Origin of the sequence: Ruegeria arenilitoris (assembly GCF_013035425.1) — a bacterium.
Taxonomy (GTDB): Bacteria; Pseudomonadota; Alphaproteobacteria; order Rhodobacterales; family Rhodobacteraceae; genus Ruegeria; species Ruegeria arenilitoris_A.
Genome location: NZ_WQHX01000001.1, coordinates 1,025,948 through 1,049,265, shown reverse-complemented (window position 1 = coordinate 1,049,265; position 23,318 = coordinate 1,025,948). Strand labels below are relative to the sequence as shown.

Sequence of the window (23,318 nt, the reverse complement as noted above, 5' to 3'; positions counted from 1 at the left end):
ATGGCCGCCGGATCAAGGAGTTTTCATTTAGATGTTCACTGTTTGCAAGCCCGCCCGCAAACTGACCAAATCGGTTTTGGCCCTAGCCGCAGCGGTGTTTCTAGCCGCATGTGAGCCTGGTGTGAACACCGGCGGTCCGTCGATTGACACATCGGAACCAGTACCTGTTGCGCTTTTAGTACCGCTTGGTTCAGGGCAATCCGGAGATGCCGCCTTAGCCCAAAGCCTTGAAAATGCCGCCCGCCTGGCAATGACTGACCTTCCAAATGTCAACATCGACCTGAGGGTGTACGACACCGCTGGCAGCGCTGCAACAGCGTCCGCCGTAGCTCAGCAGGCTGTTGCAGACGGAGCAAAAATCATTCTGGGCCCAGTTTACGCTCAGGCTGCTAATGCAGCAGGGCTGGCTGTATTGAACAACGGTGTGAACGTACTGTCCTTCTCCAACAACACTACTATTGCGGGCGGAAATGTCTTCGTTCTTGGACCGACCTTTGAAAATACTGCCAATCGCCTCGTCAGCTTTGCTGGCCAACAAGGCAAGAGTGGTATGGTTATCGTTCACAGCAACGATGCCTCTGGTCAATTGGGACAAGCCGCAATCGCCGGTGCACTTAGTAACAGCCGTGTGAACAATGCTGGTTCCATTGGCTTCGATCGGTCGCAACAGGGCGTTATTAATGCGGTCCCGTCCATCAAATCCACAATGGATTCCTCGGGGGCGGATTCGATATTCCTGACGGCCACCACGGCTGGCGCCCTTCCGCTTTTCAGCCAACTGCTGCCCGAATCCGGACTGTCCCCGGCAACAACGCAGTATATTGGTCTGACGCGCTGGGACATACCTTCCCAAACGCTGGAGCTTCCGGGCGTTCAGGGTGGTTGGTTCGCCTTACCTGACCCAGCCAAGGCTCAGGCCTATCGCCAACGTTACAACGCCACCTACGGCGAGGCACCGCATCCAATCAGTGGCTTGGCTTATGACGGTATCGCCGCAATTGGTGCGTTGGTTAGTCAGGGTAAATCGAATGCGCTGACAGGTGCCGCTCTGACGCAAAACGCCGGGTTCCAAGGCGTCGGTGGCATCTTCCGTCTGCGCCCGAATGGGACAAATGAACGCGGTCTGGCGGTTGCCACGATCCAGAACAAACAGGTGGTTGTTATTGACTCTGCCCCACAAAGCTTCTCTGGCGCTGGCTTCTGATCAATCCGGTCAAACCCCGCCTTCAACAGGCGCGCTTATATGCCCGGAATGCGAGATTTTCGACAGCGCCGGGGTGAATGCCCAGCTTTCGAACGCGTTCGAAGATTGCAAAGACAACACTGAAATGCGTGCAGCAACTGTGCGCATTCTACGTGACGCCCAAAAGACAGGGCGCGGCAACATCGCAGATGCATTTGCCGCCCGTCCCTTTGACGCGCGCCCACTGACGCGGTCGTATACCTTTCTAATGGATAGATTGGTTTGCACCGCGCTCCAGGTTGCAAGCGAACGGCTACACCCGTTGGCCAACCCAACGCGGGGCGAAAAGATTGCTGTTCTGGCGGTTGGCGGATACGGGCGTGGTGAAATGGCCCCTTCCTCGGACGTGGACCTGCTGTTTCTAACACCATATAAAATCACGGCTTGGGCCGAGAGCGTGATTGAATCCATGCTCTATATCCTTTGGGATTTGCGGCTCAAGGTTGGCCACGCTTCTCGTACGACACGGGATTGCCTTCGCCTGGGGGCCGAGGACTTCACGATCCGAACCGCAATGTTGGAGCAGCGCTTTTTGGCAGGCGACAAGCCGTTGGCAGAAGAGCTCGAGCAACGCCTCAAGGAAGAACTGTTCAAAGGTAGCGAGAGGGAATTCATCGAGGCAAAATTGCAAGAACGCGAGTCGCGCCACCACAAACAGGGTGAGCGTTACATGGTCGAGCCCAATGTCAAAGAAGGCAAAGGTGGCCTTCGTGATCTTCAGTCCCTCTATTGGATCGCAAAATACATCTATGGCGTCCACGATGTGGCTGAACTGGTGCCGTTGGGTTTGTTCACACCCGAAGAATTCAATGGCTTTGTTGCAGCCGAAGATTTTCTTTGGGCCGTACGCGCGCACATGCATCTGGTCACTGGGCGGGCTACCGAACAACTGACTTTCGATCTTCAGGTCGAAGTCGCCGAGCGCATGGGTTATGAGGACCGTGCTGGCAGGCGTGCAGTCGAAGTCTTTATGCAACGCTACTTCCGCGAGGCCACCCGAGTGGGCGAGTTGACCCGCATTTTTCTAACCAAGCTTGAAGCCACTCACATCAAAAGCGCGCCATTGCTTGAGCGTATTTTTCGCAGGCGTCCCCGCGTGAAACCCGGTTACAAAATGGTGCATGGCCGTTTGGCCGTAAGTGACCCCGATGAATTCCTCGAAGACCAATTAAACATGCTGCGTCTGTTCGAAGAGGGCCTGCGTACAGGTATGCTGATCCACCCGGATGCGATGCGTTTAGTCACAGCAAATCTGGATCTGATCGATGACGAGATGCGTAAAAACAAAGAAGCGCAGCGTATCTTCCTGGACCTTATGCTGAAACACGGAAACCCAGAGCGCGCCTTGCGCCGTATGAATGAACTGGGTGTTCTTTCGGCGTTTTTGCCAGAGTTTGAACCGATCGTGGCGATGATGCAGTTCAATATGTACCACAGTTACACCGTGGACGAACACATCATCCAGTGCATCGTAAATCTGGCCCAAATTGAACGAGGTGAACTGATCGAATCCTTGCCGCTTGCATCCTCGATTCTGAAAGAGGGAGTCAACCGCAAAGTGCTGTATGTCGCACTTTTGCTTCATGACATCGGCAAGGGTAGGCCCGAGGATCATTCTATTCTGGGCGCTCAAATCGCCCGCAAGGTCGCCCCGCGGTTGGGGCTGAGCAAGGCAGACTCCGAAACCGTTGAATGGCTGGTGCGCTATCACCTGCTCATGTCGGACATGGCGCAAAAACGCGATATTTCCGACCCACGGACTGTGCGAGATTTCGCCAAAGCGGTCGAGACCGTGAAAAGACTGGATCTGCTGACCGTACTCACGGTTTGCGACATTCGCGGCGTTGGGCCCAACACTTGGAATAATTGGAAAGCTACTTTGCTGAGGGCCCTGCACGCAGAAACCAAACGCGCTTTGGAAACCGGCATGGAAGACCTCAACCGCGCCAACCGCGGTGCCGGTGCCAAAAAGGCTTTGCGCTCAGCACTCGTAGATTGGTCCAAAGCTGACTTAAAAACGGAAACCGGGCGCCACTATGAGCCTTATTGGCAGGGCTTAAACGTCTCTACGCATGTTGAGTTTGCCGAGATGCTGCGCGCGTTGGAACACAGCGGTGATCCAGGTGACATGGAAGTTCGCCTGCATCCCGACGAAGACCGCGACGCCACACGCGCATGCTTTGCCATGGCGGATCACCCTGGCATTTTCGCTCGAATTGCCGGTGCGCTTGCTTTGGTCGGCGCCAATGTTGTGGATGCACGCAGCTATACAACCAAAGACGGATACGTAACTGATGCATTCTGGGTTCAAGATTCAGACGGACACCCGTATGAAGCCAGCCGGCTGCCTCGATTGACGCAAATGATCCACAAGACGCTGAAAGGCGAGGTTGTCGCAAGCGATGCGCTTAAGTCCCGAGATAAGATCAAAAAACGCGAGCGCGCCTTCGATGTTCCGACCCACATCACTTTCGACAACGATGGGTCCGAGATTTACACAATAATCGAGGTCGACACCCGCGACCGACCCGGCCTGCTGTATGATCTGACCCGAACGCTTGCAGCGGCAAACGTCTATATCGCCAACGCGGTTATTGCGACCTATGGAGAACAGGTTGTCGACACTTTCTACGTCAAAGACATGTTCGGGCTGAAATATCACTCTGAAAGCAAGCAGCGAGGGCTCGAAGCCAAACTTCGAACGGCAATTGCCGAAGGCGCCGAGCGAGCGGCTTCATGAAACAAATCCGTCTTTTCTCGGGGTTGTTCACGGTTGGCTTCTGGACATTGGCCAGCCGAATACTCGGGTTTTTACGAGAAATCCTGTTAACGGCTTTTATCGGACCGGGGCCGGTCATGGATGCCTTTGTCGCCGCCTTTCGCCTGCCCAACATGTTTCGTCGCTTCTTTGCAGAGGGCGCGTTTAACGCAGCCTTTGTTCCCATGTTCTCTAAAAGATTGGAGGCGGAGGAAAACGCACAGGAATTTGCGCAGGATGCTTTCAACTTGTTGGCTGTCGCGGTGCTTGCGTTAGTCGGATTGGCCATGTTGTTCATGCCGGCACTGGTATGGCTAACGGCCGAAGGTTTTTACGGCGACGAACGGTTCGATATGGCCGTCGACTACGGTTACATCGTCTTTCCGTATATCCTTTTCATGTCTTTGGCAGCATTGTTTTCGGGCGTTTTAAATGCGACTGGACGCTTTGCCGCCGCCGCAGCCGCGCCAGTTTTGTTGAACATTTTCGCCTGCGCTGCACTTGTTTTCGGTGCAATGTCCGGAGGCGAAGTGATCCGCTGGCTGATCGCGGTTATCCCGCTTGCTGGGGTTGCTCAGTTAACTTTGGTTTGGGTGGCGACCGAGCGTGCAGGAATTCGAATTCGCCCGGGACGACCGCATCTCAGCCCCGAGATGCGCAACATGGTGCGCATCGCGATACCAGCAGCGTTGGCTATGGGCGTTACACAAGTCAATCTTGTGGTTGGACAACTCGTTGCCTCGAAAACCGAAAAAGCCGTCAGTTGGTTGTTTGCTGCGGACAGGATGTATCAGCTACCTTTGGGAGTGGTTGGAATTGCCGTCGGTATCGTTCTGCTGCCTGACCTTTCCCGGCGCCTGCGTGCTGACGACAAAGACGGCGCGCGCAACGCCCTATCACGAGCAGGAGAGTTCACGCTTCTTTTGACTATTCCTTCGACCGTCGCATTTGTCGTCATCCCCTACCCTCTGGTCTCGGTCCTTTTTGAGCGGGGAGCCTTTAGTCCTGAAGACACAACCGCAACGGCTCTGGCTGTGACGATATACGGTTTAGGGTTGCCTGCTTTCATGCTTCAAAAACTGCTGCAACCGCTGTTTTTTGCGCGTGAAAATACCCGAGCGCCATTTCACTACGCTGTCGGAGCCATGATTATAAACGCGTCGCTGGCATTTGGTCTTTATCCTATTGTTGGATGGATTGCGCCGGCCATCGCGGCCTCAGTCGCAGGATGGGCGATGGTCGCGCTGCTTGCTTTTGGTGCGCGTCACATGGGGGATGAAGCCCGTTTTGACCAGCGTTTCAAAGACCGTGCCTGGCGGATCGTGGCCGCGTCGTTGGGGATGGGTGCCGTTCTTTTCACTGCAGTTCAGGGGTTCGGCTGGGCATTTTCTGTACCGGGGTGGCGCTATTTGGCGCTGCTTCTGTTGATTACAGTCGCTGCAGCCGCCTATTTCTTTCTCGGACACTTGCTTGGCGCGTTTAAAATATCCGAGTTCCGAAGGGCTCTGCGCCGCAGTTGAACGCTACTCAGTCCCTGCGTATGCGCTCGACAATTCGCTCCCACGCCCCTGGTGCCAAAAAGAAAGACAAGGCAAATCCTGTGGCAAAACCGCCCAAATCAGCCACCCAATCGGAAGTACCGCCGAAAATTAGCCCAAACAGCAACTGGATAGCCATTAATACTGCAATAAGCTGAAACGCGCGGGCCTGATTTTCACCAACCAATGATAGTTTGCGCCACAACAGCCAAGTGAACGCACCGATCAGCCCATAGACAGGGGGGAACCCGCCGATCAGCGGGTGTCGCGGGTCAAGCAATAAAGCATAGGCGAGCGCACCGCCAACCCCCGACAAAACAAAAATGATCAGCATCGGAAACCCGCCAAAAACTTCGCCAACCATTTTGCCCATAGCCAAAACAAAAACGCAGACGAAAATAGCCTGGGTGAAACTGCCCGATACAAACGGATATGTTATAAAGCGGATCACATGTTCCACAGGCCAGCGGCCATTTTCGATCATCCAGTCAAAAATATCTGGTGAAAAGGAATAAAGCTGTATCGCTTCCAAACGCCATCCCACAGCGGACGGCCCTCCGACAATACCACGCGAACCAAGGGTGAATGCCAGTTCGATCCCAAGGATGAAAAGAACCAGAGCTATCACGACGGGCGGCAGGGGATTCACAGGGGGTGTGTAATGCTCGCTGCTCATTGGGCGGCCTTTCGCGGCTGTTGACGTCCCTTTGCCTCATGGGTAAGCGACGGAGGCCAATTTTTCCAGACGGGAGTTTCCATCGATGACCGAATCCAAATTCACGCCGCGCGTGTTTTCCGGCATTCAGCCTTCGGGGAACCTGCATCTTGGTAATTACCTTGGTGCGCTGAAGCGGTTTGTGGACATGCAAGGGCCCGACATGGAAACGGTCTACTGCATGGTAGATCTTCACGCGATCACTGTCTGGCAGGATCCCAAGGAATTGATGCATTCCACCCGAGAATTGTGTGCAGGCTTTATCGCGGCCGGAATCAACCCTGAACAATCAATTCTGTTCAACCAAAGTCAGGTTCCGGAACACGCACAATTGGCCTGGATTTTCAATTGTGTCGCCCGGATGGGTTGGATGCAACGCATGACGCAGTGGAAGGACAAGGCCGGTAAAAACCAGCAGAACGCTTCGTTGGGACTGTTTGCTTATCCATCGCTGATGGCGGCTGATATACTGGTATATCATGCCACTCATGTGCCTGTGGGCGAGGATCAGAAACAACATTTGGAACTGACACGCGACATTGCAATCAAGTTCAACAATGACTTTGGCGTCGATTTTTTCCCGATTACGGAACCCGTGATCGAAGGTGCGGCTACGCGGGTTATGAGTCTGCGGGACGGCTCTAAGAAAATGTCCAAATCCGACGCCTCGGACATGAGCCGGATCAACATGACCGACGATGCGGAAACGATCGCCAAGAAAATCCGCAAGGCAAAAACGGACCCTGATGCCCTGCCTTCTGAGGTTGAAGGGCTGGAGGAACGTCTGGAAGCACGCAATTTGGTGAACATATACTCAGCGCTAAGCGATCAGACGCCCGAACAGGTTCTAGCAGAAGTCGGCGGCAAACAGTTTGGTGAGTTCAAACCGATGCTTGCCGATCTGGCCGTAGCAAAGCTTTCGCCGATTTCCTCGGAAATGGCACGATTGATGAACGATCAGGCTGAAATTGACCGCATTCTGGCCCGCGGGGCCGAGCGCGCGCGTCAGATCACTGTGCCTATCCTGCGACAGACTTACGAAATCGTTGGCATGGTAGGCGCTGGTCAAAACTGACCCAGCGACAATCTGCTGGACCAAGCTGGCTGGCCCCCATAGGGTTCAGCCATAAGTGGGAGGTCATCATGGCAGTCGGCAAGAATATCAGGACCTATTTTCAGGGCCAATGGCATAACGGAGATGCCCCGATCATGCGGGCGGCTGACCACGGGGCATGGCTTGGGTCTTCTGTTTTCGACGGTGCCCGATATTTTGAGGGGATTGCCCCGGATCTGGAGGCACATTGTGCACGTGTGAACCGTTCGGCAGAAGCTCTGATGCTGACCCCAACTGTGACAACTGAACAGATGTTGGAGATTGTGCGCGAAGGGTTGCAGTCTTACTCCTCGGATACCGCCGTCTATATCCGCCCGATGTACTGGGGTATCGATGGCGACCTAACTGCGATCGTCCCGCAGGAAAACAGCACTGGGTTTGCAGTTTGTCTGGAAGAGATTCCGATGGCGTCGGAAACCGCAACAACCACGCTTACAACGACGCGGTTTCGCCGTCCGGTCCTGGAATCGGCAGTTGTGAATGCCAAAGCCGGATGTCTTTACCCCAACAATGCAAGGATGCTGCAAGAAGCCAGATCAAAGGGATTTGCCAACGCGTTGGTGGCAGACGCAATGGGCAACGTGGCAGAAACTGCGACCGCGAACATCTTTATGGTCCGCGATGGCGAAGTTTTCACCCCTACACCAAATGGCACTTTTCTCGCTGGCATAACACGAGCCCGCCACATCGAAAATCTTCGAGCGGACGGTTTTACTGTGCACGAGTCAGTACTGAGTTTTGAAGATTTCCATGCTGCAGACGAAATCTTTATGTCAGGGAACATGAACAAAGTAACACCAGTAACTGCATTGGATGACACTCAATATCAGATTGGCCCCGTTGCCCGCCGCGCTCGGTCGCTGTACTGGGACTGGGCCGCAAGCGACAGATGAACCGACCACACCTGTTTCGGTTGCCACCCAACAATCAGTCGGGCATGATCCCCTGAAATAACGAGGACAACAATGCGTAAGTTCTTAGTGGTTTTGGATGACAGCCGCGAATGCCTGAATGCAATGCGTTTTGCGGCCATGCGCGCCGCGCATACTGGCGGCGGAGTCACGGTCCTTTCTGTAATCCCGCCAGACGAATTCAATCATTGGATTGGCGTTGCCGAAGTAATGCGTGAAGAAGCGCGTGAACGAATCCATGCACACTACGAAGTTTTTGCGAAATGGATGCGCGACAAACAGCACGTTGAACCTGAACTTGCCATCCGCGAAGGTGACCCGGTTGCTCAGATTATTGAACATGTTAATTCGGACCCCGAAATTGGCGTGCTGGTTCTTGGGGCAGGAACGGAAAAGAAAGGCCCGGGACCGCTGATCACACAGCTGACCAAAAATTCAGGAAGCCTGCCTATTCCCATCACAATTGTTCCGGGCGATCTTAGCAAAGAAAAACTGGAAGAGATCACCTAAAGAGGTTTGGATGGGCGCGCAGCTTCAGTTTTGGTTCGATTTAGCATCCACCTATTCTTACCTGAGCGCCATGCGGATCGAACACGCAGCTTCGTCCAAGAAGGTCAAAGTTGCGTGGCAGCCCTTCCTGCTAGGGCCTATTTTTGCAGAACAAGGTTGGAACAACTCACCGTTCAATCTTTATCCCGCCAAAGGGCGTTATATGTGGCGGGACATGGAACGTTTGTGCGACGAACGCGATTTGCCCCTGCAACGTCCAGGAACCTTCCCGGCAAACAGTTTGAAAGCTGCTCGGCTCTGCCTTGCAATGCCATCGCATGTCGAGCGCGCTAAATTTGTCCGGACGGTTTTCGAGGCAGAGTTCGGATCTGGGCGCGACATCTCGAATAATGCTGTATTGACGGACTGTCTGATTGCCGCAGGAGCCTCTGCGGAGCTTATGGGACGCACCCGGGACGAGGACGTAAAGGCCGCTCTGTTTGAGCAGGTGGCGCGGGCCAAGTCACTGGGCATCTTTGGCGCACCCAGTTTTGTGGTCGGGGAGGAGCTATTCTGGGGTGACGACCGCTTGGATGCCGCGATTTCCTATGCGGCTTCAATTTAGAACCGTTCCAATTCTTGACTTCCTCCGGTCCCGAGCGCATATCTGTGGCAACCAAAACGGAGCTGTTCCATGTTTATCCAGACCGAATCTACCCCGAACCCGGCCACGCTAAAGTTCTTGCCCGGCCAGACGGTTCTGGACGCAGGTACAGCTGACTTTCCATCAGCAGAGGCTGCGGAAAAATCTCCTTTGGCGGCGCGCATATTTTCAGTGAATGGTGTGACCGGCGTGTTTTTCGGGAACGATTTTGTGACCGTGACCAAAGCAGAAGACGTGCAATGGGATCACATAAAACCCGCAATTCTTGGCGCAGTGATGGAGCATTATCAATCGGGCCAACCTGTGATGGGTGCCGACGCACAAACCGAATCCGGTCATGCCGAACATTCGGGCGAAGATGCCGAAGTTGTGAATCAAATCAAAGACCTGTTGGACAGCCGTGTCCGCCCTGCGGTCGCGCAGGACGGTGGCGACATAACCTTTCATGGCTTTGACCGAGGCGTTGTTTATTTGCACATGCAGGGGGCTTGCGCAGGCTGCCCTTCCTCGACCCTGACACTAAAAATGGGGATCGAAAACTTGTTGCGGCATTACATTCCCGAAGTGACCGAGGTACGCCCGGTTGCCGTCTAAGACAACAATTTTGGCATTTGATACTTCGGCCGCGCATTGCGCGGCCGCTTTGCTACGTGGCACCGAAATTCTAGCGTCCCGGGCGGAGGCAATGCAGCGCGGACAAGCCGAACGCCTTATGCCACTGCTTCAGGAAATTCTGTCAGATGCGGCACTCGCTTGGAATGACTTGGACGCCGTCGGAGTTGGAACAGGGCCGGGCAACTTTACGGGTATCAGAATCTCAGTTTCAGCGGCCCGCGGGTTGGCCTTGGGCCTAAATGTCCCTGCTGTTGGCGTAACGGGATTTGAAGCCCTTGCAGATTTGGCACCGCCTGCGTGTTTACCAGCAATTAATGGACCTAGGGATCATGTTTATGTGCATCCCGAAAATACCGAGCCGTGCCTGGCAAATCGTGACAAGGCCAATGCTTTTGGCTCGCTCTTCTTTTGCTCTGACCCAGAGTTACACGTTCAGGCAATTGCTCGAATCGCGGCGAATCGTTGGTCCGATGTGACAGCTCCTCCCGCTCCGTTTTACATCCGACCAGCTGACGCAGCGCCGTCAAGCCACATTCCTCCGGTGCTTTTGGACGAATGACTCCGCGTGATATGGCAGAAACCCATGCTGCAGCTTTCACGCAGTCTCGTGCTTGGTCCGCCGCTGAGTTCACCGATCTTTTAACAAATAAGTTCACCCACACGGTTGGTGTTGCAGAGTCTTTTGCCGTATTTCAGGTGGTTGCCGACTCGGCAGAGTTGCTAACCATCGCCACACACCCAAGTCATCAGAGGCAAGGTTTAGCCCAATCAATTATGGCGAAATGGCACGCACAGGCGCATAAATTAGGCGCCACAAATGCGGTTCTGGATGTTGCTGCAGATAATAAACCTGCCATTTCATTGTACGAACGTTGCGGTTACATTAGATGCGGAACACGCCAAGCATATTATTTACGCGAAAACGCACCAAACATGGACGCCGTCGTTATGCGGCGCAGTTTGCCTTGAGACCACGCCTCGTTTTTGGACCATATGGTCAAAAATGTATTGACCCTCAGTGTTGCAAACGCTCTTAATTCCCTCCATCACAACGGTTATGCTCGCTCTGAGTGGGTAAACGGGGCTATCTTGGTCCCAGACCGACAAAACCAACGGGAGTAACAAATGACGCTGATGAAATCCTTGATGAGCGCAGCCGCTGCGGTTGCAATGACAGCTGGCGCCGCTCAGGCCGAACCGGCACTGATTTTTGACCTGGGTGGCAAATTCGACAAATCGTTCAACGAAGCCGCGCATAATGGCGCGCAGCGGTGGGCAAATCAAACCGGCAAATCTTATCGCGAGATTGAGCTTCAATCCGAAGCGCAACGCGAACAGGCATTGCGTCGCTTTGCAGAAGCAGGCGCAAACCCCATCATAACCATGGGTTTTGCCATGGCCGATCCGCTGGCGGCTGTTGCCGGAGATTATCCTGACACCAAATTCGTTGCTGTTGACGTGACATGGCTGGATGCCCCTAATGTGCGCCAGATCGGCTTTGCCGAACATGAAGGTTCGTATCTTGTCGGCATGATGGCGGCGATGGCTTCGCAGTCGGGTACTGTCGGCTTTATCGGCGGTATGGATATTCCGCTAATCCGTCACTTTGGCTGCGGATATGCCCAAGGTGCCAAGGCCGTTAATCCAAACATCAATATCGTGGCCAATATGACAGGTACCACGCCTGCAGCGTGGAACGACCCGGTGAAAGGTTCGGAGCTGACCAAGGCTCAGATCAGCCAAGGCGCTGACGTGATCTATGCGGCCGCAGGCGGCACAGGAGTAGGCGTACTTCAGACCGCGGCCGACGAAGGGATCTTGTCGATCGGCGTGGACAGCAACCAAAATCACCTGCACCCGGGCAAAGTTCTGACCTCAATGCTGAAACGTGTGGACGTTGCGGTTTATGATGCGATGAAGGCCGGGGATGAAGTCGAAACCGGCGTCTTTACTATGGGCCTGGCGCAAGAAGGTGTTGGTGTCGCAATGGACGACAATAACGCTGCGCTGGTTTCTGAAGATATGAGCAAAGCGGTTGACAAAGCGCGTCAAGACATCATCGACGGTAACATAAACGTCGTCAGCTATTACGAGAGCGACAGCTGCCCAGCGCTGCAGTTCTGATATCACTTGGGGCGGTGGAGATCCCCTCCGCCCCGCACCCGTTCCGCAGCAAAATGCTAACGCGTCCCCTTCGGCAATTGAGGACAAGATATGACAGTCCCCGCCATTGAGCTCAAAGGGATTTCCAAAGCCTTTGGGCCGGTTCAGGCTAATAAAGACATCTCCATCAGCGTCGCCCCGGGAACGATCCATGGGATCATTGGTGAAAACGGTGCGGGTAAATCCACGCTGATGAGTATTCTTTACGGATTTTACAAAGCCGATAAGGGCGAGATTTGGATCAATGGCCAAAAGACCGAGATCCCTGACAGTCAAGCCGCCATTGCCGCCGGCATTGGAATGGTTTTTCAACATTTCAAGCTGGTCGAGAATTTCACCGTTCTGGAAAACATTATCTTGGGCGCTGAGGACGGCGGTCTGTTAGCCCCCTCTCTCGCCAAAGCCAGAAAAGAGCTGAAGGACCTGGAAGAAGAATATGAGTTGTTTGTCGACCCGGACAAACGCATCGACGAAATCGGTGTTGGCATGCAGCAGCGCGTCGAAATTCTTAAAGCGCTGTATCGCAAGGCCGAAATTCTTATTTTAGATGAACCAACCGGAGTTCTAACGCCAGCTGAAGCCGACCAATTGTTCCGCATCCTTCATCGTCTGCGGGAAGAAGGGAAGACGATTATTTTAATCACGCATAAGCTGCGCGAAATAATGGAAGCCACAGACACTGTATCCGTAATGCGGCGAGGACAAATGACGGCAACCGTCAAGACTGCCGAGACCAACCCACAAGAGCTCGCCGAATTGATGGTTGGTCGCAAGGTGCTTCTTCAGGTGGACAAAGCGCCCGCAAAACCCGGTAAACCCATTCTCGAGATTGAAAACCTGCGTGTGATAGACGAAGCCGGTGTTGAGCGGGTCAAAGGTATTGATCTGACGGTTCGCGCCGGAGAGATCGTAGGAATTGCAGGCGTCGCAGGAAACGGTCAATCCGAACTGCTTGAGGTGCTGGGCGGAATGCGCCCTGGGCAAGGTTCAATAAAACTTAATGGTGCGCCTTTGGCCTTAAGCGGTACAGGTTCGGACGGACAGGCGCGACGCGCGCAGCACATTGCCCATGTGCCAGAGGACCGTCAGCGCGAAGGCCTGATTATGGATTTCCACGCGTGGGAGAATGTGGCTTTCGGTTATCACCGTGACCCGGCTTATCAGCGTGGCATCTTTATGGACAATGCAGCCCTGCGTGCTGACACGGAACGAAAGATAGAAAAATTCGATGTACGTCCACCCAATGGGTGGCTCGCGGCTAAGAATTTCTCGGGCGGGAACCAGCAAAAGATTGTTGTGGCGCGCGAAATTGAACGAAACCCGGATCTGCTTCTTGTCGGTCAGCCGACGCGAGGTGTTGATATTGGCGCGATTGAATTCATCCATAAACAAATCGTGGCGCTTCGCGATCAGGGTAAAGCAATTCTGTTGGTATCGGTCGAGCTGGAAGAAATATTCTCGCTTTCTGATCGAATCGCAGTGATGTTTGACGGACATATCATGGGCGAACGCCTACCTCATGAAACCGACGAAAAAGAACTGGGCCTATTAATGGCCGGAGTAGCGGAAAAGGCCGCGTGAACTATGGATAAAATGCCCAAATGGGCCGATGTAGTGCTGATTCCGGTAATCAGCCTGATATTGGCGGCAGTCCTTTCAGCGTTGGTCATCTTAGCTATTGGCGAAAACCCGGTAGAAGCGGTCAAACTCATGGTGACTGGTGCGTTGGGGTCCACTTATGGTTGGGGCTACACGCTGTACTACGCTACTAACTTTATGTTCACCGGACTGGCGGTCGCCGTCGCGTTTCACGCGCGCATGTTCAATATCGGCGGTGAAGGCCAAGCGATGCTGGGTGGTCTGGGTGTTGCCATAGTCTGCCTTTACGTAGATTGGCCGCATTGGACCATTGCCCTGTTGGCTGCATGTGCTGCATCGATGCTGTTTGGCGCAGCATGGGCCGCGATACCCGCCTATCTGCAGGCCAAACGCGGCAGCCACATTGTGATTACGACGATCATGTTCAATTTCATAGCGGCGGCGTTCCTGAACTACATGCTGGTCAACGTAATGCGTCCCGAAGGGTCAATGGATCCAGCCACTGCGCGCTTCTCGGAAACGGTACACCTTCCGACGTTACACGAATTACTGGCACCTATCGGTATAAACTTTTCCAAGGCGGCCCCGGCCAATGTCTCTTTACTCGTCGCAATAGCGGCTTGTTTTGTGATTTGGGCGCTGATCTGGCGTACCAGACTTGGTTATGAAATTCGGGCTTACGGTCATTCAGAGACTGGCGCGGTCTATGCCGGTATCTCACCCGTACGCATCACGATCGTCGCCATGTTGATTTCAGGGGCTCTGGCCGGCTTGATGGCGATAAACAACGTAATGGGCGAGGCCGAGCGATTGGTTCTCAATTCAACCGAAGGTGCTGGGTTCATCGGAATTGCTGTTGCCCTTATGGGTCGATCTCACCCATTTGGTGTTTTCCTGGCGGCCATTTTGTTTGGCTTTCTTTACCAAGGGGGTGCCGAGCTTGCGCTATGGACGTCTATCCCACGCGAGTTGATCGTAGTTATTCAAGCGCTGGTTATCCTATTCACCGGCGCGCTCGACAACATGGTACGCATGCCGCTTGAGAAACTCTTCCTTAGCATGCGGAGAGGGGCGCAGTAATGGATGTGTTTGTCACGATAATCCAGATCCTGGACTCCACTATCCGCCTTGCAACGCCTTTGCTTCTGGCATGTCTTGCCGGACTTTACTCCGAACGCGCGGGTATATTCGACATAGGCTTAGAGGGAAAAATGCTTATGTCGGCCTTTTTCTCAGCCGCCGTTGCCGCTTTGTCTGGATCTGTCTGGCTTGGATTATTGGCCGGGATTGCTTCTTCACTGGCATTGTCAGGCCTGCATGGGCTGGCTTCGATTACGTTTCGTGGCAACCAGTTGATTTCAGGCGTTGCTATTAACTTTCTTGCCGCAGGAATGACGGTGTTAGTAGCGCAGGACTGGTTTCAACAAGGCGGCAGAACACCCTCACTTGTGGGTGGAGGACGGTTTGAATCGGTAGAGTTCCCGATGGCTATTGGTCCTAAGGATGCCGAGCTCACAGGACGGTCCGTTTCTGATCTGATGTCAGACGCAAATGTCTTGCATCTGGTATATTCCGAGTTGATCTCGGGGCATTCTATCCTTGTCTACATTGCGTTTTTAATGGTCCCGGCAACCTGGTGGATTTTGTTCCGGACCCGGTTCGGGTTGCGACTGAGAGCGGTTGGTGAAAACCCTGCGGCAGTAGATACAGCCGGTGTCTCTGTTGTTGGGCTTAGGTACGCCGCTGTTGCCATATGCGGAGTGTTGTGCGGCATCGCCGGAGCCTATCTTGCAACTGCCTTGCAAGCCGGTTTCGTTAAGGACATGACCGCAGGCCGCGGGTTCATCGCATTGGCTGCGCTCATTTTTGCGAAATGGCGACCTTGGCACGCAATGTGGGCTTGTTTGTTGTTCGGGCTTTTGCAGGCGATCGCCCTGAGGTTCCAGAATATTGATCTGGGCGGAGTTGTAATCCCGGTTCAGGCAATGGACGCTCTGCCCTACATTCTCACGGTGGTCATTCTGGCCGGGTTTGTTGGCAAGGCAATTCCCCCTCGGGCGGGCGGTGAGCCCTATGTGAAGGAGCGTTGATAGGTCCAGTTTGTGAACTCTTTTCGGTCCTGTCTGCTGCAAAGCAGCATACGGAGTTGATTTTGCATGTCGCAACCGTTCTAAAGGGGTATGGAATCATTTCCTCAAGCTTTGGCATTGCGGAGTCACGCGGTGTGCCTGGCTCGGGATTGGGGTCCGTGGATCTTTGTTGATTTAGCCCCGGGATTTCGTTGATTAAGTATCCAGTCCTCAGAGGCTTTGTCGCACCGACAGGCGCGGCAGTCGCCGTACAGAAGAAACCATGCAGATTTACTTACCGATCGCCGAAGTCTCAGTGAATGCCTTTCTGCTGCTTGGCCTTGGTGGGATGGTAGGCGTCCTTTCCGGCATGTTTGGTGTTGGTGGTGGATTTCTGATGACCCCGCTATTGTTTTTCATCGGAATCCCGCCCGCTGTTGCAGTTGCAACAGAAGCCAACCAGATCGTGGCGTCTTCTTTCTCTGGCGTACTCGCGCATTTCAGGCGACGAACGGTCGACTTTAAAATGGGAACGGTTCTTTTACTGGGCGGTCTGACAGGTGCAGCGCTCGGCGTGGTGATCTTTAACTACCTGAAAAGCCTTGGTCAGGTCGATCTTCTCGTAACGCTCTGCTACGTAGTTTTTCTAGGTATCATCGGAAGTTTGATGTTTATCGAAAGCATCAACGCGTTACGCAAAACCAAGAAGGGTACAACTCCGGTCAAACGGCGACAGCGCGGCTGGGTACACGCGTTGCCCTTCAAGATGCGTTTTCGCACGTCTGGCCTTTATATATCGGTCATTCCCCCGATAATTGTCGGAGTCATCGTCGGGGTACTGTCTGCTATTATGGGCGTCGGCGGCGGCTTTATTATGGTTCCTGCCATGATCTATCTGCTCGGCATGCCAACCAAGGTAGTTGTGGGTACGTCGCTGTTTCAGATCATTTTTGTGACTGCGTTTACGACGATGTTGCACGCGACCACGAACTATACGGTGGACGTTGTTCTGGCCGTTTTGTTGTTGGTTGGTGGCGTGATCGGGGCGCAAGTCGGGACTGTAATCGGAGCCAGAATGCCTGCAGAACAGCTGCGCGTTCTTCTGGCAGCACTGGTTTTGTTGGTATGCGGCAAACTGGCTTTGGACCTATTACTGCAGCCTGCAGAGCTATATTCGATTGGCGAAGCAGGAGGGCATTGAGCATGATCCGCCTGATAATCGCCCTTTTTTTGCTCTGTAAACCCGTTCATGCGGCGCAGGAACAAGTTGTTCTGGGGCTAAGTCAGGACCGCGTGTCAATCACCGCTGATTTCGACGGCTCTGAGATACTGATCTTTGGCGCCGTAAAGCGGGAAGCGCCGATCCCTGATGGCCCCCCGCTAGAAGTTATCGTGTCGGTCGTCGGGCCGTCGGAGCCAGTCACGGTCAGGCGCAAAGAACGAAGGTTTGGCATATGGGTGAATACCGACAGTATCTTAGTTGATCTCGCACCCAGCTTTTATGCCGTTGCTACCTCTGCACCATTTAGTCAGGTTCTGACCAACACAGAAGACCTGCGTCATCGCGTATCAATCGGGCGTGCCATCCGATCCGTTGGTGCAGACATGAACGTCGAAGGTGCACAAAATTTTGCGGAGGCAGTCATACGCATCCGCGAGAATGAGGGGTTGTATTCCATCCGAGAAAACACGGTCGCCGTAGACGAACAGACATTATTCCGAACTTCGATTGATATGCCTGCCGACTTGACGGAAGGTGATTACCTCGCGCGGATATTTCTGACCCGAGGCGGCCAAGTGGTATCACAATTCGAAACCACCATTGATGTCCGAAAAGTTGGCCTTGAGCGTTTTCTCTACAACATGTCTCGTCAACAACCAGTTTGGTATGGATTAATGTCTTTGGTCATTGCCATCTCAGCGGGTTGGGGTGCGTCTACGGCTTTCCGCTTGTTGCGCGAAAAGTAATCGTCAGCCCCTGCCGATGTAGGGCATGGTTGTCGCCATCACCGTCATGAACTGAACATTGGCTTCAGGCGGCAAGCTTGCCATATGAAGCACCGACCGGGCGGCGTCTTCGACCGCCATAGTGGGATCGGGTATTCGGTCCTCTGCAACAGCTGCGTCCACTAATCCCTGCACCATTGGCGTTCTGGCGTTGCCTATATCTATCTGACCGCACGCGATTCCAAACGTCCGGCCGTCCAATGAGAGACTGCGGGTCAGTCCAGTAATTGCATGCTTTGTTGTGGAATAATGAACCGAGTTTGGCCGTGGAACATAAGCCGCGATAGAACCGTTGTTGATTATTCGACCCCCTTGCGGCGATTGATTTCGCATAGTTCGGAACGCTTCGCGGGCACATAGAAACATACCATTCAGATTAACATCTACGGTCTGGTACCAAGCGTCGAGTTCGATTTCATCAATGGTTCCGCCGGGTTTGAACACACCCGCATTGTTGAACAAAACATCCAGTCGGTCAGCCTGATCGATAAACCCGTCAAACGCAGTTGCGACGGCCGCAGCATCGGTGACGTCAGCGACTAAGGGGATTGCGTTGCTATGGATTGCAGCAATTTCATTGAGTGTTTCTTTGGTTCGCGCCAGAAGCCCGACTGTCCATCCTTCGGCAAGAAACAGCTCTGCGGTCGTGCGGCCAATGCCTGAACTTGCCCCGGTTATGATAATAGTTTTCATGTACTTTCAGTCTCCAACGTTAGCGAAACAGCCGGAACTGCGCGCAAATCATCAACACGCAGAGGATGCGTAGGCTTGGAAAGTCGGTTCCGCACGACCCAGATAAGACGTTCCTGCGCCCTAGTAATGGCCACGTATGCCAACCGTTTCCAAAGAGGTTGCCCGGCTTCGGTTCGCCCCATGCGAGCAGCAGCGAATACATCAGGGGCGAACACCTGAACTGTATCCCATTGCGACCCCTGAGCTTTGTGAATGGTCACAGCGGCGCCATGCAAAAATGTTGCCCCCATACGGGCTGCGTATGGTATGAAAGGTTCTTCTTCGTCTGGCTTTTCGATCTGAACAATCGATGCGGCGCTGACCTGCGGATCCTCGGCGCCCATCACATGCAGGCGAGAAAAACCGGGTTTGCGCCCTGGTCCGAGATAGATGACCTGGGCACCCTTGATCAGACCGCGCGCTTCTAGATCCAGTCGTTTTTTGCGGTGTTTCAACGGTAATTCAATGCCGTCACAGATTAGGGGCTCACCCTCCAGCAGCTCAGTTTCCGGGGCACCGTGAACACTGCGAAACGCTTGAATCAAACGAATACGCGTAGCATTTCGCCAAACCAGCACAGGGCTTCGAGCCATCAAATCGACTTCGACCCGCTGACCCCAAACCACCCTTTCATCCCTTGCGGCCGTTTCCTCGACCAGACGCTCGAAACTTTCGAAACCCATTTCTGCATCCGACAATGCATGTGCGAGATCCAGAATCGGGTTGTCAGCGGTTTGCCTGTGTACGCGATGGAGCGTCAATTTACGTTGTTCCGGCAGTCCATCAAACACCATTGATCCAGATTGATTGACCGGAGCCAACTGAGCGGGATCACCGAACAACAACAACGTTGGGAATATCTCTTGAAGGTCTTGGAACTGTCGGTCATCCAACATTGAAGCTTCGTCCACAAAACCGATATCCAGCGGCTCATCCCGTCTCTTCCATCCGGTGATAAAATCAGACCCCCGCAACCCCGCCGCAGCCAGCGCTCCTGGGATTGATTTGTTGTTGGAATAAAACGCTGCCGCGCGATCCAAGGCTTCTGCAGTCAATCCCTCAATCTCTGGGCGTTCGTCGTTGCCAGCCAACCATTCGGCGATACGTTCGTATTCGGGGTCGTAAACCGGTGTGTAAAGAATTCGGTGAATGGTCGTTGCTGGAACGCCTCTCAGTCGCAGGACACTCGCCGCCTTGTTCGTGGGGGCCAGTATCGCCAGGCTACGCTTATCTCTGGATTTCCGGCTTTCGAAATCACCCGAAATCAGATTCACTCCGGCGTCTACCAGTGCCTTGTAAAGCTCTGCCAGTAATAGTGTTTTTCCGGAACCCGCCTTCCCGATGACTGCCATAACGCCGGACTTGCCGTTGCCCGGCAGTTTTAGTAGCGCATCGTCATTGAGGTCCACGCCAGCGGATCGCAGCAACTCGGCAATGCTGTCGTAGGCAACTGCCTGATCTTCCGAAAAGGTGACTGGAGGTAAGGACATGGCGCGACCCTACAGCGACGGAACCACATCGGCCAGACTCGGATTTTGATTTTCCAGATTTTACGCCGTCAATGAAAACCGATGTTGCGCTGTACTGCCAAATGACGTTTTGAACCACAAACGGGACAACTCACGTGTAACGCCGACCCGCTCGGCAACGCGATTGTGGTCGTCGGTTGAATAGGACCACAAACCAACCGATATCTTTTCACGCCCTTGCCCCTGAGACCCCAGTAATACTGGCGACGAACCGATCAATCGATAGATTCGGATCATTCGCGCATCAAACGCACCTACGATATTTGAAAGGCTAAACCCTTCCAATATTTCGAGGCAGCTCATCATGATTATTCCTGCTGTGTGTGGGCTGGCCGTTCGGGACAAACAAAAGCGTGTCGCTTCCCAGATAAGCGGGCTTCGGACCGGCTGGCCGCCTGTTATATGGCCGAAAACGTCATTGACCATGACTGGACCAGTGGTAGGAAGCATCCGAAGGGATCCACCATGGTTTCCGTCCGGCTCCTCCCAGATGACATAAAGTGGATTTAAAACATCATATTGGTCGCGCTCTTCACCTTTTTCATTGACCGTTACATCCCAACCCAATCGGGTTTTGAACTGATCAGCGCGATCTTTAAACATTCCATCGGCCAGGGCCGGATGCTTATGTAGCTCGTCCGCGTATAAATAGCGCAACATGACTTATCCCCTTGTCGTTCATGCTTGAAGGACAAAGGGGTACGGACACGTAGTTAACTTTCAGTGAGATGATCGCTTGGTAGTTAAACGACTATTAAGCCTCTGCTAAGTGCAGTTGCTATAGCATGCGTTGTGTTATGCGCACCCAATTTAGACCGGGCGCTTTCGATATAAGCACGTAGGGTGTGTTCAGAAATTGCAAGAGAATGTGCGACTTGAGCTCTGCTGTTTCCCAGAGCCAACAGTGTCATAGCGTCAATCTCTCGCGGCGATAGGGCCCGTCGATTTTCCGGCTGCCGGGCGTGTGCAAATTCCAATGCCTTTCTATTGAGGAAATGCGCAATTAAGATCAAATCACGCCCATAGGTCTTGATGAAATCCTGCCATTCTTCATCCGCGCAGGAATGGTTGATTGTGAACAAGGCAAATTGGCCGTGAGGACCGCGCAGAGGTATCGAATAGCCTTGATTTCCCACGCCATGTGCATGCGCGTCCTTCAAAAAGTCGCGCGCGGACTTACTCGACCAATTCAGTTGTTTCAAATCCACCGGGTGGAAACGTTGGAAGCAACCCAGAATGACCGGATCGATCCGGTGATAATTCCGTTCCTGGTATCTTTTGACCCAAGCATCGGAGTAAGTGGCGAACCCATATTGGTCACCAGCACTGTCAACCCAATGATAAATTATGTGATCAAGTTCCAGCCCGGCACGCACTCCAACAGTAACATTAGTCAATTCTTCAAGCGTGCCGGTGTTTTCCAAATCCTCCAGGATTTGGCTCAAATTGAACTTTTTTGCCATCCGGGGACGCCCGCGCCTCATCCTGTATGGACGCTATCTCGGCCGCAGCGATCAGGCTGGTGTCAGCCAGCTGTTCGGCAAGCGCGTTCATCCCATTCGCCACAGCAAAGGCGTTGAGGTCCGACAGCACGTCCAGTATCCACTCATTTTTCGCCATTGAGGGTGTCCCTGAAATAGTTAACAAAGGGTTAATACAACCATAGCATGTACATAATAATTCGGCCTACTCACCGCTTTCTACTCCCCAGAAATAGTGGGATCGTTTGGTGTAAGCACCTGATAAACAAAGAAACGCCCACAATCCAAGTTGCGGGCGCCTTTCATTTACTCGTATGATTTCAGCCGCGCGCAGCCAGAACCTCTTCAAGCGTGCGCATTCCTGTCCGGGGTGCCTGAACAAGCACGGACATGTTCCCAGGTTTATGTTCGTTACGCATCATTTTCATATGAGCCTCGGGTAGATCATTCCACATGAACACCTCGGACATGCAGGGATCCAATCGACGCTCTACCATTAGTTGGTTTGCCGCAGATGCCTGTTTCAAATGTGCGAAATGGGAGCCTTGCAAACGCTTTTGATGCATCCACATATAGCGAACATCGAAGGTCAAGTTGTAACCAGTTGTCCCGGCACAAATAACAACCATTCCACCTTTTTTCACGACGAAGGTCGAAACCGGAAATGTGCTCTCACCTGGGTGCTCGAACACCATGTCGACATTTACACCCTTTCCGGTGATGTCCCAGATCCCCTTACCGAACTTTCGCGCTTCTTTAAACCATTCCGCGTACTCCGGAGTATTCACCGTGGGCAACTGGCCCCAGCAATTGAAGTCTTTGCGGTTAATCACGCCTTTGGCACCCAGATCCATGACAAAATCACGCTTGCTTTCGTCTGAGATCACACCAATCGCATTTGCCCCTGCGGTATTGATTAGCTGGATAGCATAGGAACCCAAGCCACCCGACGCGCCCCAAACCAACACGTTCTGGCCGGGCTTTAGGTCATGCGGCTCGTGCCCGAATAGCATTCGGTAGGCGGTTGCCAACGTCAACGTGTAGCAGGCGCTTTCTTCCCAAGTCAGATGCTTGGGGCGCGGCATCAATTGCTGCGCTTGAACGTTGGTGAACTGCGCAAAAGAACCGTCAGGGGTCTCGTAACCCCAAATCCGTTGGCTTGGCGAATACATCGGATCGCCACCGTTACAGTGTTCGTCATCACCGTCATCCTGATTACAATGGATCACGACCTCATCGCCAACTTTCCAGCGTTTAACCTTGTCTCCAACGGCCCAAACTATTCCAGACGCGTCTGAACCAGCAATGTGGAAGGGTTGGCCGTGGCCATCGAAAGGGCTGATTGGCTTACCCAACGAGGCCCATACGCCATTGTAATTTACACCCGCGGCCATCACGAGAACCAGCACTTCGTGGCTATCCAGTTTCGGAACGTCGACAACCTCTAACTGCATAGCTGTGTCCGGTTCACCGTGACGCTCTTTCCGGATAGCCCATGCGTACATCTGTTTCGGGACATATCCCATTGGGGGGATTTCCCCCATTTCATAGAGATCCTTTTCCGGAGCCTCGTACGACGCGATACCGCTTTCGGTGTCCAAAGCCATGCTGGCCTCCTCTTGAATTCGCTGTTTGCCGCGACGCAGAATCGCAAGCTTCAAGTGATGGAATATTGACGATAGAGAAATATT

Annotated in this window: 23 protein-coding genes; 16 read left to right on the top strand and 7 right to left on the bottom strand. The window is 53.4% G+C overall.

Annotation, left to right across the window (positions count from 1 at the left end; genetic code table 11):
* The first annotated feature begins 31 nt into the window (after nt 1–31).
* Genes GOV45_RS05115 through murJ form a run of 3 tightly spaced genes read left to right on the top strand, consistent with a single transcriptional unit; the run spans nt 32 to nt 5,521 of the window.
* On the top strand, nt 32–1,204 hold the full coding sequence (locus GOV45_RS05115; RefSeq protein ID WP_170475061.1) for a penicillin-binding protein activator: 1,173 nt from the start codon (nt 32–34) through the stop codon (nt 1,202–1,204).
* Nucleotides 1,164–3,983 (top strand): [protein-PII] uridylyltransferase, encoded by a 2,820-nt coding sequence (locus GOV45_RS05110; RefSeq protein ID WP_254447900.1) that lies wholly within the window; start codon nt 1,164–1,166, stop codon nt 3,981–3,983. The genes GOV45_RS05115 and GOV45_RS05110 overlap by 41 nt, the downstream gene beginning before the upstream one ends.
* Complete coding sequence (gene murJ, locus GOV45_RS05105) at nt 3,980–5,521, top strand: murein biosynthesis integral membrane protein MurJ (RefSeq protein ID WP_170475055.1); 1,542 nt, start codon at nt 3,980–3,982, stop codon at nt 5,519–5,521. The genes GOV45_RS05110 and murJ overlap by 4 nt, the downstream gene beginning before the upstream one ends.
* Before the next feature lie 7 nt (nt 5,522–5,528).
* Here the strand turns inward: murJ and GOV45_RS05100 are convergent, their stop codons facing one another.
* Entirely contained in the window at nt 5,529–6,215 is a 687-nt protein-coding gene (locus GOV45_RS05100) for a rhomboid family intramembrane serine protease (protein WP_170475052.1), read from the bottom strand.
* 85 nt (nt 6,216–6,300) lie between these two features.
* Between GOV45_RS05100 and trpS the strand changes: the two genes are divergently transcribed.
* The 13 genes from trpS (at nt 6,301) to GOV45_RS05035 (ending at nt 17,846) form a co-directional block, all read left to right on the top strand.
* On the top strand, nt 6,301–7,329 hold the full coding sequence (trpS, locus tag GOV45_RS05095; protein WP_170475049.1) for a tryptophan--tRNA ligase: 1,029 nt from the start codon (nt 6,301–6,303) through the stop codon (nt 7,327–7,329).
* 68 nt (nt 7,330–7,397) lie between these two features.
* Complete coding sequence (locus tag GOV45_RS05090; protein WP_170475045.1) at nt 7,398–8,261, top strand: branched-chain amino acid aminotransferase; 864 nt, start codon at nt 7,398–7,400, stop codon at nt 8,259–8,261.
* 72 nt (nt 8,262–8,333) lie between these two features.
* Nucleotides 8,334–8,789, top strand: a complete 456-nt coding sequence (locus GOV45_RS05085) for a universal stress protein (RefSeq protein ID WP_170475042.1) — start codon at nt 8,334–8,336, stop codon at nt 8,787–8,789.
* A 10-nt stretch (nt 8,790–8,799) separates the two neighbouring features.
* Nucleotides 8,800–9,393, top strand: coding sequence for a 2-hydroxychromene-2-carboxylate isomerase (locus GOV45_RS05080; protein WP_170475039.1), 594 nt, complete (start codon nt 8,800–8,802; stop codon nt 9,391–9,393).
* 69 nt (nt 9,394–9,462) lie between these two features.
* Nucleotides 9,463–10,026 (top strand): NifU family protein, encoded by a 564-nt coding sequence (locus GOV45_RS05075; RefSeq protein WP_170475038.1) that lies wholly within the window; start codon nt 9,463–9,465, stop codon nt 10,024–10,026.
* Complete coding sequence (gene tsaB, locus GOV45_RS05070; protein WP_170475036.1) at nt 10,016–10,606, top strand: tRNA (adenosine(37)-N6)-threonylcarbamoyltransferase complex dimerization subunit type 1 TsaB; 591 nt, start codon at nt 10,016–10,018, stop codon at nt 10,604–10,606. The genes GOV45_RS05075 and tsaB overlap by 11 nt, the downstream gene beginning before the upstream one ends.
* Nucleotides 10,607–10,617: 11 nt before the next feature.
* The gene (locus GOV45_RS05065; protein ID WP_254447899.1) at nt 10,618–11,016 is read left to right on the top strand and encodes a GNAT family N-acetyltransferase; all 399 of its coding nucleotides are present in this window, start codon (nt 10,618–10,620) and stop codon (nt 11,014–11,016) included.
* Nucleotides 11,017–11,172: 156 nt separating this feature from the next.
* Entirely contained in the window at nt 11,173–12,171 is a 999-nt protein-coding gene (locus GOV45_RS05060) for a BMP family lipoprotein (protein ID WP_170475032.1), read from the top strand.
* 90 nt (nt 12,172–12,261) lie between these two features.
* Nucleotides 12,262–13,791: an ABC transporter ATP-binding protein gene (locus GOV45_RS05055; protein WP_170475030.1), complete on the top strand. Its 1,530-nt coding sequence runs from the start codon at nt 12,262–12,264 to the stop codon at nt 13,789–13,791.
* Nucleotides 13,792–13,794: 3 nt separating this feature from the next.
* Nucleotides 13,795–14,889: an ABC transporter permease gene (locus GOV45_RS05050; RefSeq protein ID WP_170475027.1), complete on the top strand. Its 1,095-nt coding sequence runs from the start codon at nt 13,795–13,797 to the stop codon at nt 14,887–14,889.
* On the top strand, nt 14,889–15,899 hold the full coding sequence (locus GOV45_RS05045) for an ABC transporter permease (RefSeq protein WP_170475024.1): 1,011 nt from the start codon (nt 14,889–14,891) through the stop codon (nt 15,897–15,899). The genes GOV45_RS05050 and GOV45_RS05045 overlap by 1 nt, the downstream gene beginning before the upstream one ends.
* A gap of 262 nt (nt 15,900–16,161) precedes the next feature.
* Nucleotides 16,162–17,079 carry a sulfite exporter TauE/SafE family protein gene (locus tag GOV45_RS05040; RefSeq protein ID WP_170475021.1) on the top strand — a complete coding sequence of 306 codons (918 nt, stop codon included), beginning with the start codon at nt 16,162–16,164 and terminating at the stop codon, nt 17,077–17,079.
* Between the two features lie 2 nt (nt 17,080–17,081).
* Nucleotides 17,082–17,846 (top strand): TIGR02186 family protein, encoded by a 765-nt coding sequence (locus GOV45_RS05035; protein WP_170475018.1) that lies wholly within the window; start codon nt 17,082–17,084, stop codon nt 17,844–17,846.
* 3 nt (nt 17,847–17,849) lie between these two features.
* Here GOV45_RS05035 and GOV45_RS05030 read toward each other — a convergent pair whose 3' ends face one another.
* The 6 genes from GOV45_RS05030 to ccrA form a co-directional block, all read right to left on the bottom strand.
* Complete coding sequence (locus tag GOV45_RS05030) at nt 17,850–18,578, bottom strand: SDR family oxidoreductase (RefSeq protein ID WP_170475015.1); 729 nt, start codon at nt 18,576–18,578, stop codon at nt 17,850–17,852.
* Nucleotides 18,575–20,107, bottom strand: coding sequence for an ATP-dependent DNA helicase (locus tag GOV45_RS05025; protein ID WP_170475012.1), 1,533 nt, complete (start codon nt 20,105–20,107; stop codon nt 18,575–18,577). The genes GOV45_RS05030 and GOV45_RS05025 overlap by 4 nt, the downstream gene beginning before the upstream one ends.
* A gap of 60 nt (nt 20,108–20,167) precedes the next feature.
* Entirely contained in the window at nt 20,168–20,806 is a 639-nt protein-coding gene (locus GOV45_RS05020) for an acyl-homoserine-lactone synthase (protein WP_170475009.1), read from the bottom strand.
* Between the two features lie 83 nt (nt 20,807–20,889).
* Nucleotides 20,890–21,609, bottom strand: a complete 720-nt coding sequence (locus tag GOV45_RS05015; protein ID WP_170475006.1) for a helix-turn-helix transcriptional regulator — start codon at nt 21,607–21,609, stop codon at nt 20,890–20,892.
* The gene (locus GOV45_RS05010) at nt 21,548–21,766 is read right to left on the bottom strand and encodes a hypothetical protein (protein WP_170472542.1); all 219 of its coding nucleotides are present in this window, start codon (nt 21,764–21,766) and stop codon (nt 21,548–21,550) included. Before GOV45_RS05010 ends, GOV45_RS05015 begins: the two co-directional genes overlap by 62 nt.
* 181 nt (nt 21,767–21,947) lie before the next feature.
* Nucleotides 21,948–23,234, bottom strand: a complete 1,287-nt coding sequence (gene ccrA / locus GOV45_RS05005; protein ID WP_170475003.1) for a crotonyl-CoA carboxylase/reductase — start codon at nt 23,232–23,234, stop codon at nt 21,948–21,950.
* Nucleotides 23,235–23,318: the final 84 nt, after the last annotated feature.